Source organism: Acidovorax sp. LjRoot129, from assembly GCF_964253765.1.
Classification (GTDB): Bacteria; Pseudomonadota; Gammaproteobacteria; order Burkholderiales; family Burkholderiaceae_C; genus Acidovorax.
Genome location: NZ_CAXUSE020000001.1, coordinates 686,953 through 701,140, shown reverse-complemented (window position 1 = coordinate 701,140; position 14,188 = coordinate 686,953). Strand labels below are relative to the sequence as shown.

The 14,188-nt window shown below is 61.0% G+C and carries 10 protein-coding genes; all 10 read left to right on the top strand.

All coding sequences use genetic code 11. The features are described from left to right. Positions 1-70 precede the first annotated feature (70 nt). Genes ACSQ3Q_RS03280 through tagF form a run of 10 tightly spaced genes read left to right on the top strand, consistent with a single transcriptional unit; the run spans position 71 to position 14,150 of the window. Positions 71-2,152: a protein kinase domain-containing protein gene (locus tag ACSQ3Q_RS03280; protein WP_436132984.1), complete on the top strand. Its 2,082-nt coding sequence runs from the start codon at positions 71-73 to the stop codon at positions 2,150-2,152. 33 nt (positions 2,153-2,185) lie between these two features. Beyond that, complete coding sequence (locus ACSQ3Q_RS03275) at positions 2,186-3,004, top strand: PEGA domain-containing protein (RefSeq protein ID WP_436132983.1); 819 nt, start codon at positions 2,186-2,188, stop codon at positions 3,002-3,004. After that, complete coding sequence (locus tag ACSQ3Q_RS03270) at positions 2,985-3,485, top strand: TssQ family T6SS-associated lipoprotein (protein ID WP_436132982.1); 501 nt, start codon at positions 2,985-2,987, stop codon at positions 3,483-3,485. Before ACSQ3Q_RS03275 ends, ACSQ3Q_RS03270 begins: the two co-directional genes overlap by 20 nt. 29 nt (positions 3,486-3,514) lie before the next feature. Beyond that, a complete protein-coding gene (gene tagH, locus ACSQ3Q_RS03265; protein ID WP_436132981.1) occupies positions 3,515-5,722 on the top strand; it encodes a type VI secretion system-associated FHA domain protein TagH in 2,208 nt (735 codons plus the stop codon). Then, positions 5,719-6,507, top strand: a complete 789-nt coding sequence (locus ACSQ3Q_RS03260; RefSeq protein WP_436132980.1) for a PP2C family protein-serine/threonine phosphatase — start codon at positions 5,719-5,721, stop codon at positions 6,505-6,507. The genes tagH and ACSQ3Q_RS03260 overlap by 4 nt, the downstream gene beginning before the upstream one ends. Before the next feature lie 15 nt (positions 6,508-6,522). Continuing rightward, the gene (tssJ, locus tag ACSQ3Q_RS03255) at positions 6,523-7,101 is read left to right on the top strand and encodes a type VI secretion system lipoprotein TssJ (protein ID WP_436132979.1); all 579 of its coding nucleotides are present in this window, start codon (positions 6,523-6,525) and stop codon (positions 7,099-7,101) included. A gap of 4 nt (positions 7,102-7,105) precedes the next feature. Next, positions 7,106-8,440 (top strand): type VI secretion system baseplate subunit TssK, encoded by a 1,335-nt coding sequence (gene tssK / locus ACSQ3Q_RS03250; RefSeq protein ID WP_436132978.1) that lies wholly within the window; start codon positions 7,106-7,108, stop codon positions 8,438-8,440. Positions 8,441-8,455: 15 nt separating this feature from the next. Continuing rightward, positions 8,456-9,793 (top strand): DotU family type VI secretion system protein, encoded by a 1,338-nt coding sequence (locus tag ACSQ3Q_RS03245; RefSeq protein ID WP_436136928.1) that lies wholly within the window; start codon positions 8,456-8,458, stop codon positions 9,791-9,793. After that, entirely contained in the window at positions 9,790-13,428 is a 3,639-nt protein-coding gene (gene tssM / locus ACSQ3Q_RS03240) for a type VI secretion system membrane subunit TssM (RefSeq protein WP_436132977.1), read from the top strand. Before ACSQ3Q_RS03245 ends, tssM begins: the two co-directional genes overlap by 4 nt. Beyond that, positions 13,410-14,150, top strand: coding sequence for a type VI secretion system-associated protein TagF (gene tagF, locus ACSQ3Q_RS03235; RefSeq protein WP_436132976.1), 741 nt, complete (start codon positions 13,410-13,412; stop codon positions 14,148-14,150). The genes tssM and tagF overlap by 19 nt, the downstream gene beginning before the upstream one ends. The last annotated feature ends 38 nt before the right edge of the window (positions 14,151-14,188 follow it).

Below are 14,188 nucleotides of genomic sequence, written 5' to 3'. Positions count from 1 at the left end.
CACCATAGACCTGGGTTCTCCAGCAGATGAGTCGAGCTGTATTCAAGAACGAAAGCTGAGGGCCTGCTCCATGTTGGACACCGTAGGGGGATCTGCTAATTGCTTGGCGCCGGGCGTTCAAGTCGGCGAATACCGCCTTCTCGATGTCATTGGCGAAGGTGGTTTTGGAATCGTGTACCGGGCTCGGGATGTCAGCCTGGACCGGATAGTGGCCATCAAGGAATACATGCCAGCCACACTGGCAGGGCGGAAATCTTCTAACGAGATACACATCCGCTCCCAGCACCGCGGGGCGTTCGATGCCGGCTTGCGCAGTTTCATCAACGAAGCGCGGTTGCTTGCGAAGTTCTCGCACCCCGCGCTGGTGCATGTCTATCGATTCTTCGAGTTCAATGGCACCGCCTACATGGTGATGCGCCATTACGAAGGCCAAACATTCCGAGCGTTTCTCACGGCCCAACACGACCGGATGAACCAGCGCATGCTGGCCGCCATCGTTGGTCCGATTCTTGATGTTGTCGAGATGCTGCATGCAGCAGATTGCTACCACCGCGATATTGCACCGGACAACGTCTTTTTGCAGAACTCGGGGATGCCTGTGCTACTCGACTTCGGGGCCGCACGTCGCATCATCGGCGACATGACGCAGGCCCTGACAATGGTCCTCAAGCCGGGCTTCGCTCCCATAGAGCAGTACGTAGATGACGGCGCAATGCCCCAGGGAGCATGGACGGACATCTATCAGATCGGCGCGATGCTTTATCTGGCAATCACCGGCAAGCCCCCAGCCACGTCCGTGGCGAGAATGATCAATGACCCCGTGGCAGCATTGTCAACTGCAGCCTATCCGGGGTATTCCGCCCAGTTCCTTCACGGGGTGGACCGCGCATTGGCAGTGAAACCGCAAGAGCGGCCCCAGACCATCGCCGAGCTCAAGGAGTTGTTGGGCATCACCACGTTCACGATGCCAATGGTTGCGTCGTGGGCGGGGCCCGCAGAGCCTGCCGCGACCGCCACAGTATCGAGCGTTGCGCGGACGCATATCACGCCCGACACTGTGACACCGGTTCAATCGACACGCATCGATGCCTCTGCAAACACTACTACGGCCGCCAGTACAGGGCCGGTAGGACTGAATCTCGATGGAATTTCTTCGGTTGGCAGTTCGATAGTCCCAGACCCTGCGCCAGCGAATCCCGCACACGCAATTGGCTCAGCCATGCCATGGTTGCCAACACAAGCCGGCACAGACGCCGATGGCGTCTTATTGCCAAGCCAAACCCAGTCCGTCAATCGCAGCACAGTGGCAAGGCTCCAACCGGTGGAACAGCTTGCCGAGCCGTCTATCGCGCCTTCCGAGGCGCCGGCTGCGCATCCGACGCCCACCGCCCCCCCACTGTCGGGACAAGCCCACGGTAAAGCGCCAGCGGGTGGTGCGACGCCCCCGACGTCGTTCCGCGTATCACCCATGCGGTGGGCTGCCGTCGCCGTAGCACTCGCCGCGGCAACAGCGCTTACTGTGTGGTGGGGGGTGCAAGGCGGCGCCACAAATCTGCCAAATGCGGAGGCTGCACTGAACCTGGACGATCAGCGCTGGAAAGAGGCACAGACCGCCGGAACGGTCGCTGCGCTGGACGCATACCTGAACTCCCACCCCGCAGGCAAGCATCGCAGCGAGGCAATGGACTTAATAAATCGGATGGAAGTCCAGGAGCCAGCAGTAGCCAGGCCGCAAGCGTCCGCATCCGCCGAGGTGGTGGCTGCCGCCAATGCAACCCCTGAGCGGTCCGCCTCGCCAGGCGCCATGTCAACTCCAGCGCCGACCTTGCCCGCCGTCCCTGCGCCGCCCCCAGTCGCCGCGAAGGCCGAAGCTCCCGCCGCTGTTACAGCCGCTGCCACAGCAGAGCCGGTTGCCCCAAAAGTGCCAGCCAAGCCGGTAGGTGACGTAGGGCGCGTGGTACTGCGGATCAGTCCGTGGGGAAGAATCTCAGTAAACGGCAACACTCTGGGAACAACGCCTCCCCTGACTCATATTGAGCTTCCGGAAGGATCACATCGCATCGAAGTGAGCAACCCGGCCGCATCGCCTGTCATCAAGACCGTGCAGGTAAAAAAAGGTGAACCGGTGGTGATCAGCCATCAGTTCGAGTAGCCCAGCCTATTGCCGACAGCTGCCGACATGCCAATGAACGCTTTACTGCGATGGGTCGCGTTTTGTCTCTCCCTTGCCGCGGGAGCAGCGATTGCCGCCATCGACTGCAATGAACCGGTGGCAGCAGGGGACACGCGCGGGTCGGATGCCGCAGCAGGTCGCCAGTATCTGGGCCAAGGAATCTCGCTCTATGACTCGCGAAAGCTGGACTTGGCAGAAAAAGCCTTGCAAGCGTCTTTGTTCGCTGGCCTGCCCGATCGGCGCGAGCGATCCACCGCGCACAAATATCTGGCGTTTGTGTATTGCACCAACAAAGAATGGGCTCGGTGCGACGCAGCCTTCGATGCGGCGTTTGAAGCACGGCCATCGTTTTCTCTTGAAGAGTACGAGTTGCAAAACACACCGTGGCGAGACGCCTACGTGAAAGCCCAAGGCAAGCGTGGTTGGCAGTGCAGTCGACCATTGGCGAGCCTCGGCAATGATCGTCAAAATGCAGCAAACGCCGGTCCGCTCATTTTTTCGCTCAACAGCACCGTGATAACGGCCATCTCCCCATTGCTTCCGGCGACCAGCAATCACTCAGCGTCCGTAGATGGGGCGCGATCGAATGCTTTTGGGGCGCGCATGCCACTGCGCACGGAAAACAATGTTCAGCTGCGCGTATCGCCTTGGGCGAACGTGACCCTCAACGGCAAACGCCTAGGGGTGACCCCGCCCATCACGGAGCTCAAGCTCCCACCCGGGTCCCACAGCATCGACTTCAGCAACCCCGGCTTTGAGACCGTACGCAAGACGCTGCATGTCGAGTCGGACCAAACGATCACGATCACCCATGACTTTGACGCGAGATAAATCCATGCGAAACCGCTATTGGAGCGCCCTCATCATTGGCTGCGCCGGCCTGCTTCTGACTGCTTGCGAGACCGCGCCAAAAGCGCCGGAGCCTAAGGTGGAAGCATCACAGCCTGCGCCGCCGATCCCGGAGCCCGTTGCGCCTGTGGACCCGCGTGCCCAGAAAGAGGCGCTGCTCACCGAAGCGCTGAATGTCTACGCCGAGGGCCAGTTTGACGAGGCGATCACCAAGCTCACACCGCTGGCAGATGCCGCAGAACTCCCGCTGACCTCACAGATCAAGGCGCGGAAGTTCATGGCATTCAGCCATTGCGCTGCGGGCCGACCTCGTCCTTGCAGGCAGCAGTTTGAACTCGCGTTGGAGCAGGACCCGACATTTCAGCTCACTGAAGCGGAGAAGGGCCATCCGGTATGGGGACGCGAGTTCATCAATGCCCGCAATGCTGCCCGCAACAAACGCGGCACACGCAAATCATCCTGACCTGCCCGAGACAACGCGAGCCGAATGCAATGGACAAGATTGAACTGGTGGTAACGCACCAACCAGACGGCCCAGTGGGCCGTCATTGGTCTGCCATCTTTGGCATGGCTGGCGGGACTGTTGGGCGAGCTGGCCAGAACAAGCTCGTTCTGCCCGATGACGATGCAATGGTCGCGCGAGTGCACGCCATGGTTCGCCTCGACTCAGATCAGGCCTATATTGCGAATCTCTGCGAGCGCCGCTCCGTTCAGGTAGACGGACTGGAAGTCCTGTCGGGCCAAGAAGTTCCTCTCGTACCCGGTGCAGAAATTGGAATCGGGCCGTACCGGCTTCGGGCATGCCTTCCCGGTGAGCAGTCCAGGGCGTTGGCACCCGCAAAGGCTTCTGCAAGCTCGGCGCTCTCGGATGAGGGCACACAAAATCCGCCCGCAACCTCGAACGCGCAAGTGCTCGTCCCAGAGGTGCTGGCCTCATCATTAGATCTGGCCTCGCTGCCCAACCCGTGGGCAGACATCCCGCCCATTGAGGGCAGGGATCCGTATGCGTCGGATCTCGTTCGTGCCTGTCTTCCAGCCGCGCTTTCACCGTCGGGGACACGCGTTTCGCCGGACGCCAATCCGTTTGCAATGCTGGGCCGTGTGGAAGACTCCCACGCTACGCTTTCTGCGCTTGATCTGCCATTTCCTTCAGGCGCGGGGGCTACTTCCACAGCTGATTTGATCACCGGCCCCAGCACAGTGGCGCCGATGCTGCCCAATCTGTTCGAGGGCCAGCGCCCCGCAACTAGCGGCATACCGACCCCGCCTGCTGCGCATCGGGCTATGGTGATACCCGACGACTTCGACCCGTTTGCTGCAGACCCGAAGGAACTTGCGAGTCAACAAGATCCGTGGAGCGGGGATCTCGTCGCGAAGAGCCTGACCGAGGTCGCTCAACTCAAGCACGATGATCTTTTGCAGGCCCTGCCCCGGACCGGCCAGTTCGCAGGAGAAATGGACAACGCTGCGCACACCGGACTTCCTCAGCAACTGAACCCGACCATTGAACTCAACCCGCTAAAGCTCTTTCGCGAGCCGGGCGAGTCGATGTACGTGGAGACTGAGGACCATGGCATGTCCCGCGGTTCGGACTTGGCTCAGGTGTTTAGCATGCCTCGCGACGTTCAGCATCGCGCGACCAACAACGCATCAAACGCAGTACCCGCGGCAACGGCGCCTCAATCCGAGGCGGCGCTCCCTGCCGAGCAGGTAATTCAAGCCGGACTGCTAGCTATGCAAGGCTTGGATCTCGCGCTGTTTGACGGTGTTTCCCAGGGCGCGTCAACCACTGCGGAGTTGTGGGTGAAGCACCCCGCTCAGGCGCTGGAACGCGGCCCCGGCGCGCATGGCATAGGTACGGTGCAACCAACCCCAGAAGGTATGGCACCACATGCACTTGACGTGCTTGCCTCTCCGCAATCAAGCTCTCCATTTGAACTAGCGCGGAATCACAACATTCTCTCCGGCAACTCCGCCGCAGGCTTGTCTACAGCTCCTCCTCAGTTGCACCGAGGCGCTGTGACCGCTTCACCCAACGTTCCGCCAACCGCCACTCCGCAGGCAACCGTACCGCTCCAGCAGATGGCAAGCAGCCCCATCCCACTGGATACGTTGGCTGCGGCATTTCTCGAAGGCGCGGCGATAGAGCCGGGAAAGATCAATATCGCGATCACACCCGACTTTATGCGCGCGTTCGGCGAGGCGCTGCGTGTTGCTGTGCAAGGCTCGATTGATTTGCTTTCTGCTCGCTCGGAGATCAAGCGTGAATTCCGCGCGGACGTCACCATCATTGCCTCTGGTGCAAACAATCCGCTCAAATTCCTCCCCACCGCCGATGGCGTGATGCTGCAGTTAGCGGGCCAAATGTTTCCTGGATTTATGAAGCCCGTTCCCGCCATGAAAGAGGCCTACAACGACCTGGCAGTGCACCAGATTGCGCTGATGGCCGGAATCCGTGCAGCCTACGCGGAGGCGGTGGCGCGTCTAAGCCCCGCCGAGTTGGAAAAAGACGCCGCGGCAGCCTCAGGCGTACTGGCCAAAATCTCATCCGCCCACCGCAAAGCAGCGCTTTGGGATGATTTTCAACAGCGTTACGAGGCCATCCGCCGCAACGCTGAGGATGACCTGATGGCGTTCTCGGGCCAAACATTTGTGGATGCGTATGAAGCCGCTGCTCACGCAGCGAAAGGAAGCCTGTGATCGCGCACATTGCAGGCGAGGCGCACCGGTTGCAGTTGTCAGTGTCAGCCCTCACCGAAAAAGGGGGCCGCGCCTCGAATGAGGACTACCTGGGGATGATCGACCTGGGTCCCAAAGGCTTCTGCTGCACGCTCGCAGACGGCGCCGGAGGCCATGGCAACGGCGCATTGGCGGCACGGCTCACGGTAGACGCGGTGCTGGGAGGCTATCGGGAGAATCCGATGTTTGCGCCTGCAAGCCTGGCGTCATTGATTTTCCGTGCAGAACACACTGTCTCCGAGGAGCAGCCAACGTCCGTCTCGCGGATGCACATGAGCGCGACGGTTGTGCTTTTGTGCATTGATCCCGTCACCGGTCGGGCGCTCTGGGCCCACTGGGGCGACTCGCGGCTGTACTGGTTTCGCGAGGGCAAGGTTCATCGCATGACTGAGGACCACAGTGTGGTGCAGCAACTGTTGCACGCGGGCATGTACGCCAATGGCGACCCTCGCTCATTGCCCAATCGCAGCGTGTTGGCCGGCGCGGTCGGCGCGGAGTCGCAGGTGCCTCCGACGGTGCTCCATGAATCGATGGAGCTGATGGAAGGAGATGCTTTTCTCCTTTGCTCCGACGGGCTGTGGGAGAACCTTCACGAATCGGCCATGGAGCAGACGCTGCAAGCCTCGGAGCGACCCGACGTGTGGCTGCAGGACATGGCGGGCGCCGTCATGTCGAAAGGCCGCCCTCACCAGGACAACCTCAGCGCGCTCGCGGTGTGGGTGTCCGCCAACCCCGCAGTCAACTGAACCAAGGATGCTGGCATGAGCATGACCCACAACACCCTATCGAGGCGCGCGATCCTGAAGACGGCACCCTTTCTGTCGATCGCTGGGGTTTCTCTCTCTGGCTGCGGCGTCGTAAATACCCTCAACCGCCCTAGCGAGGCGCCTACCGCGGTCCCGACAGCCGTCATCGAGATCGTTGCCGAGCGGAGCCTGAACCCCGATGTCGACGGCATGCCCAAACCCGTGCTGCTGCGCATTTATGAATTGCGCACTGCGGTGACCTTTGAACGCTCGAGCTTTTTTGATCTGCTGGACAAGGATGAAAGCCAACTGGGGGGGGACTTTGTCCGGCGCGAGGAAATACTGGTCGCCCCGGGCGAGCGTCGAATCATTGAGCGCAAAGGAAATCCAGACGTCCGAGCCTTCGGTTTTTTTGCCAGCTACAGAGATCTGGAGCGCAGTACCTGGCGGGCGTCTACAGATGCCCCCAACTCGGTGGAAATGCGCCGCCGTTGGTGGGGGCTGGGCCAGACGGAGCGGCTCAAGCCGGTTCACTACCTGGTCACGGTCTCGCGGGACGCCGTTCGGGTGCAGCATCAAATAACTTCAAGGTAGAACCATGGTTTGGCAACGCAAGGTGGTGTGGGCGGAGGGGATGTTCCTGCGCCCGCAGCACTTTCAGCAGCAAGAGCGGTACGTGGACTTTCTGGTGCAGGGGCGCGCACTGCCCGCACAGCCGTTCTATTGGGGGTTTTCAGAAATTACCCTCGACGCGCAAATGCTGGGATTGGGCAAGATCGCCTTGATATCGGCACACGGCGTGCTGCCCGACGGCACGCCATTCCGAATTCCGCAGGTGGACGACGCTCCCCCGCCGCTGGAGGTGGGCAAGGACGCCAAGGATGGCCTTGTATATCTATCGCTCCCATTGCGGCGGCGCAGCGGAGCAGAAGTCACCCTCGGCGAAGTCGAGTCTGGGATGACGCGCTATCACACACAGGTCTTGGAGGTGTCCGACGTCAATGATGTGGGCGCGCAGGCGGCTGAGGTGCAACTGGGCATTGCCCGCTTCAGCCTTCGTATGTCACAGGACTTGTCCGATGGATGGGTGTCTCTGCCCGTCGCGCACGTAGTGGAACGCCAGGCCGATGGCTCGGTGCTGCTGGACAAGACATTCATCCCTACGGTGGTGAACAACTCCGAGATCTCAGCGCTTTTTGCCTTTTGCCGCGAGCTTCACGGCCTTCTGCGCCAACGGGGCGCTGCGCTGGAAGAGCGTCTGATCCAGCCAGGACGGGGCGGAGTGGGCGAAGTAGGCGACTTCCTGATGCTGCAGTTCATTAACCGCTGGGAGCCTGCGGTGGAGCATTGGGTGCGCGTCCGTACGATTCATCCTGAACGGCTGTTTGATGACCTGTTGAAGATGGCAGGAGAACTTGCCACCTTCACTCGCGAACAGCGGCGCCCCGCGCCCCTGCCGGCCTACGATCACGACGACCTTCGCAGCTGCTTTCCGCCACTGATGCTGGAACTGCGGCGCGGGCTGTCTTCCGTGCTCGAGCAGAACGCCATCCAGATCGAGCTTCAGGAGCGGCAGTACGGTGTGCGTGTGGCACTCATTCCCTCTACGGAACTGCTCAGCACGTGCGACTTTGTACTCGCGGTGCATGCCCAGACCACGGTGGAATTCCTGCGCACCCACTTTCCTACGCAGACCAAGCTGGGGCCGGTCGAAAAAATCCGGGACCTCGTCAATTTGCACCTTCCGGGCGTCATCCTGCGGCCACTTTCTGTTGCGCCCCGCGAGATTCCGTACCACGCAGGCTATTCCTATTTCGAGGTCGACACCACGCACGACCTATGGCGCCAGTTGAACAATTCTGGCGGCTTGGCTATGCACGTCTCCGGCGAATTCCCAGAGCTCCAACTGGAGTTCTGGGCGATTCGCAGATAAGAAACACCCATGACGATGCAAACGACGGACAACGTCTTCGCTTTTAGTGCCAGCGACCACACCGTGCAGGGCACTCCAGGTTTCCTGGACACATCTATGCCTTCGCCTGGGGCCAGTACCTTGCCCCGCACGAGCCTGCCGGATGTGGTCAGCGGCGGCAACCCGCTGGTCGCGTCCGCCAACGTGCTCCTCAATCTCATTCCGCAAATTCGGGCAATGGCATCCAATGCGGACCCTGAGGGTTTCCAGCGACTGCTGCTCACAAACATACGTGAATTTGAACGCAGCGCAGGCGTGGCAGGAGTCCCCATAGAGACCGTGATCGGCGCGCGGTACTGTCTGTGTACCGTCGTTGACGAAGCTGCGGCGCAGACCCCGTGGGGCGGATCGGGAGTTTGGCCCAAGTTCAGTCTTCTGGTGGCACTGCACAACGAAACTTGGGGCGGAGAAAAATTCTTCCAGCTGCTGGCCAAGCTGGTTCAGACACCCCACCAGCACATCGACTTGATCGAGCTGATGTACTTCTGCCTGATGCTAGGTTTTGAGGGCCGCTATCGGGTCATCGAGAACGGCCGCAGCCAGCTGGAGACGCTCAAGGCTCGATTGCTTGCGCTGATCGAGACCACGCGTGGCGACCGCAGCGGAGCGTTATCGATCCGATGGAAGGGCGAGGAGCGCAAGGCTGCACCTCCATGGACGATGGTGCCCCTGTGGGTGGCGACGGCTTTGGCACTGCTCCTGGCTTTCGCTCTGTTTCTTTGGTTCAACTACCGATTGGCAGCGCAGTCTGACGACCTGTTTGCCGCGATCAATGCGATTCGCTTCCCGAAAGCCATCGCTGCTGTGGCCAGCATGGACAAACCCAGGTTGCGGCAGTTCCTAGAGCCAGAAATTCGGGAAGGCTTGGTCGAGGTCATCGACCAGGCAGACCGCAGCACAATCATTCTCCGCGGGGATGGGCTGTTCGACCTTGGCTCGACGGCTGTCAAGCCCCGCTATGTCCAGGTGATTGAGCGCATTGCCATCGCCCTGAACGAAGTGCCCGGTAAGGTGGTTGTTAACGGCTATACCGACAACTCGCCCATTCGAACGGCCCGCTTCCCATCCAACTGGCACTTGTCCCAGGACCGTGCCAAGTCAGTGTCCGAGATGTTGTTACGCACGGTCCGCGATGGGCAACGTGTCCATGCGGAGGGCCGCGGAGAAGCTGACCCGGTGGCGCCCAACACGACCACGGAAGGCAAGGCAAAGAACCGGCGTGTGGAGATCGTTCTGTTGGTCGCACCCCAAGTGCGCGATAACGAATTACAACTCAGTGGCAATGCCCCACGCACTGAGGGCATCAAGAAATGAGCATGCTGAGAAACATGGCAGCGCTGCTGTTCAATCGCTTCACTTTGGCTTTTATCGGACTGGTGCTGTTGAGTCTGGTGATCTGGTTCATCGGCCCTCTTGTCTACATCAAACCCTACCAACCACTCGAGAGTGAGAACGTCCGCTGGACTCTGATTGCGGCCTTGTTCGCCATTTGGGTGATCAAGCTCATCTTCCATTGGTGGCGCGCCAAGCGGATGAACGACAAGCTGCTGGGCCAGCTTGCGCGGATCACGGCCGGTCGCGACGCACCGCACGAGTTGGCGCCCGGCCAGGAAGAAGTCGCCGAGCTGGAAGGCCGCTTCAAGGAAGCGGTCGAAGTACTAGCCAAGACACGTTTCGGCGCGACTGAGAGCGGCCTCTTCGGCCGTTTTACCAAACGGTATGTGTACCAGCTGCCCTGGTACCTAATCATCGGCTCGCCCGGGTCTGGCAAGACGACCGCATTGGTCAACTCCGGCCTCGATTTTCCCCTCGCGGATCAGTTTGGCAAAGGCTCAATCCGGGGCGTTGGTGGCACACGCAACTGCGATTGGTGGTTTACTGACCAGGCGGTGCTTCTGGACACCGCAGGCCGCTACACCACCCAAGAGAGCGACGCCGTTCAAGACAAAGCAGCGTGGTCGGGCTTCCTGCAGCTACTCAAACGCTTTCGCGGCCGGCAGCCTATCAATGGCGTGATTGTCACGTTGAGTGTGCAGGAGCTTTTGAGCAGTACAGATACAGAGCGAGCGCGCTTGGCAAAAACCATCGGAGCCCGGTTGGGTGAGCTCTGCGACGAACTCGCCATCAAGTTTCCTGTCTACGTCTTGATCACCAAGGCCGACCTGCTGGCGGGCTTCAACGAGTTCTTTGGTCAAATGACCCGCGACGAACGGTCCCAGGTCTGGGGGTTCACGCAGCAATTCAAGGAAAACGCGCCTTCCGTTGACCCGACTGCGCAGTTCACCGCAGAGTTCGACGCACTCGTTGGGCAGATCAATCGGTTGCTGCCCCAGCGACTGCTTGCAGAACCCGATCTCGGGCGGCGCGGCTTGATCTACGCTCTGCCTCAGCAGTTCGTCGGGCTTCGCGAAGTGGTGAACCAGACGCTGCAAGAGGCCTTCTCGTCATCTCGCTTCAAGGAAAAGCCGCTGTTTCGGGGCGTGTACTTCACCAGCGGCACGCAGGAGGGCATGCCGTTTGACCGCGTACTGTCAGCACTCAAGCGACGCTTTTCCATCGCTACCAACGTAAAGCCTGGTGCCGGACAGCAGGGCAAAAGCTTCTTCATCGAGACGCTTTTCAAGGGCGTGATGTTCAACGAGGCGGGCCTTACGGGCCGTAACGCCAAGAAGGAGCGAAAGCTCAAATTACTGCAGGCCGGCGGTTTGATCGGGCTGGCACTTGCCCTGGGCGGCGCCGCGCTGGCGTGGGGCATCAGCCACCAGAACAACCTGGCATACCTGGATGAGGTTAAGTCGAGCGCGGCCACTTTGCGCCTAGCGGTGGCAGACGCAAAGACGGCCGACCCCGAAAACCTGATGGCTCTGCTGCCACTGCTGGACCACGCGGAAGCGTTGGCGGCCAGTGAGCGGTACACAGGATCGCCCCCCATCAGTTGGCGCTGGGGGTTACTGCAGGTGCCCAAGGTGGAGACTGCGGCCGACACTACTTACCTGCGTCTCTTGGAGGATGCCTGGTTGCCTGGAATCGTGCGCCAACTGCGGCGCTCGCTGCAACAGACCTCGACCAGCAATCCAGAAGCAAGTTACGAGGCGCTGAAGGCGTATCTCATGGTCCACGACGCTGAGCGTTTTGATGCGCGAACCGTCAAGGCCTGGATCCGTCACGAGTGGGACGCGAGCCTCACTCCACAGCTGGTTCAAGCCGGGGTCAGTGACCGGCTCTCTCATCATCTGGACCGCTTGATGGACGGCCGCGTTCTCGTGTCGCCCACGCCTGTCGACACTGCGCTCGTGGGGGAGGTTCGGCAGCGCCTGGCGCAGATGTCCCCTGCCCAACGGGCCTACAGCCGGCTAAAGCAACTGCTGACGACAGGCAACAACCTGCCTGCAGAGTTCAGCGTCGTGCGCGCCAGCGGACCAGAGGCCCCCCAGGTATTCAGCCGCCGCAGCGGACGACCGCTCACCCAGGGTATATCTGGGCTGTTCACCTACGACGGTTACCATGGCGTTTTTCTTCACGAACTCCCCAAGGTCACTACGCTGCTTTCCAAGGAAGAGGGCTGGATCTTGGGACAGGCAGACGGCAAGCGCAGCACTGCCCAGGAAGTCTTGACGGGCCAGGTTGCCAACGAAGTCAAGCGTCTGTACCTCATGGAGTACGCCAAGCTGTGGGAAGACTACCTGGGCGACGTTCGCCCCACCCGCATCGCGTCACTTGACCAGGCTGGAGAACAGGCGCGCCTTTACTCCTCCGCCAACTCGAGCCTGGAGCAGTTCATTCGTGCTGTGTCCAGAGAGACAACGCTGGCACGCCGCCCTGATGCGGACGCGGACAGCGGGGCCAGCACCAGCAGCTGGCTGGGCGAAAAGCTCAACCGCATCCGCGAAGAACAGCGGCAGCTCAGCCGGCTGACCGGCAAGCAGGTCAACGTGGGCGGCCTGGCGGCTAGCGGCACGCTCGAAGCGGACATCGTCGACTTCCGCTTCCGGGAATACCGGCGCCTGGCCACCAGCAACGGCTCAGGCCCTTCGCCTCTGACGCAAAGCTTGCAGGTGCTCAACGAAGCCTCGACTGTGATTGCATCGGCCCGGCAGCAGGTCAAGTCCGGCGGCACCGTCCCTCCCACCTTGTCATCGACGCTGGAGCGGGTGCGTGCAGAGGCAAAACGCCTGCCCCCGCCCCTGAACCTCATGTACACCGACTTGGCCGAAGCGACCTCCACCATGGTAGGGCGGGACGTTCGCAGCACCATTGGTGGCAACCTGAATGCCACCATCGGAGATTTCTGCCGCCGTGCCATCCTGGGCCGGTACCCCTTCACACGCAGCGCTGGACGCGACGTCACTGCGGACGACTTCGCCAAGTTGTTTGCGGTGGGCGGCGTCATGGACGAGTTCTTCCGCAGCACGCTGCAACCGATGGTCGATATTTCGGCGGCCACCTGGTCCTTCAAGCAAGGGGTGGATGGGACCCCAGTCGGCGGATCTGCTTCGCTGGCATCGTTCCAGAAAGCCGCCACTATCCGCGACGTCTACTTCCGCGCGGGCGGCAAGGCGCCAGGAATCCGCCTGGACATCAAGCCCATCGAAATGGATGCGACCATTTCTCAGATGGTGCTGGATGTCGACGGCGACGTGCTGCGCTACCAACATGGCCCGCAAATTCCGAAGTCGATGAACTGGCCCGGTACCCGTGGCACAGGCCAAGTCAGGCTCCAGATCACCGCCGCTGGCGGAGAAAACTCCGGTTTGGTCACGGAGGGGCCCTGGGCGCTCCACAGACTCTTCGACCGAGCACAAATTCTGCCCGGCAATGCGCCTGAGAAATTCACGGCGGTTTTCAATGTGGAGGGGCGCAGGGTTCGATTTGAGGTCACTACCAGCAGCGTCTTCAATCCTTTCCGGCTCAAGGCGATGGAAGAGTTCGAATGTCCGAACAACCTATAGGCATCGATTCCCGCGGAGTGCCTGCACAGGCATCCATTGCGTGGTACGGAAAACTCCCGAGCCTTGGGGACTTCGCGGGGCGGCGCATGTCACACGCACTGACCGGGGAATGGGACGCATGGCTTCGCGCGGGCATGGATGAATTGCGCCGAGCAGATGACACGAACTGGCCTGAGACTTTCGTCAGTGCTCCTTTGTGGTTTTTTGTCGCCCATGTCGCAGCATCGGGCTCACCGGTGATTGGCGCCCTGGCCCCAAGCATGGACCGGGTCGGGCGCTATTACCCGCTCACGGTGATGGCTACTGCCACTCGTCCAGGCAGCTCTTTTGGAGAAGACGCCGCGGTAAAGGCCTTCCTTGCGGGCGCCCGCTCGGCCATCGTGGAAGCCCGGCGCAGGACACTGTCCGTCGACGAGCTGGATCTGCGGGTCAATCGATTGCCCAACCCATTTGAGCCTTACCCGCAGGCCGAGCGTGAACCTTCGCTCATTGACGACATCCTGTCGGATCTCAGCGGAGCCTCACTCGTCCATCTGTCCAATGCAGCCGAGCACGGAGACAACGTGCTGCTCCCGACCCTCGATTGGAGGAGACAGACCGCGGACCCGCGCGAACAGAGCCTTTGGTGGATATCTCCCACCATCCGGCTAGGCTACAAGGAGTTGCTGCACCAGGGTGCCTGCGACCGCTGGCTTTTCACCCAATTGTTCACCAACAACTGACAGATGGACCATCGGCCCGTTGTAAGCGCATCCCCAGG

Bases quoted from the DNA above. Each gene is read 5' to 3' on its own strand.
- ACSQ3Q_RS03280 (WP_436132984.1), top strand. From the start codon at position 71: ATGTTGGACACCGTAGGGGGATCTGCTAATTGCTTGGCGCCGGGCGTT.
- ACSQ3Q_RS03275 (WP_436132983.1), top strand. From the start codon at position 2,186: ATGAACGCTTTACTGCGATGGGTCGCGTTTTGTCTCTCCCTTGCCGCG.
- ACSQ3Q_RS03270 (WP_436132982.1), top strand. From the start codon at position 2,985: ATGACTTTGACGCGAGATAAATCCATGCGAAACCGCTATTGGAGCGCC.
- tagH (WP_436132981.1), top strand. From the start codon at position 3,515: ATGGACAAGATTGAACTGGTGGTAACGCACCAACCAGACGGCCCAGTG.
- tssJ (WP_436132979.1), top strand. From the start codon at position 6,523: ATGAGCATGACCCACAACACCCTATCGAGGCGCGCGATCCTGAAGACG.
- tssK (WP_436132978.1), top strand. From the start codon at position 7,106: ATGGTTTGGCAACGCAAGGTGGTGTGGGCGGAGGGGATGTTCCTGCGC.
- ACSQ3Q_RS03245 (WP_436136928.1), top strand. From the start codon at position 8,456: ATGCAAACGACGGACAACGTCTTCGCTTTTAGTGCCAGCGACCACACC.
- tssM (WP_436132977.1), top strand. From the start codon at position 9,790: ATGAGCATGCTGAGAAACATGGCAGCGCTGCTGTTCAATCGCTTCACT.
- tagF (WP_436132976.1), top strand. From the start codon at position 13,410: ATGTCCGAACAACCTATAGGCATCGATTCCCGCGGAGTGCCTGCACAG.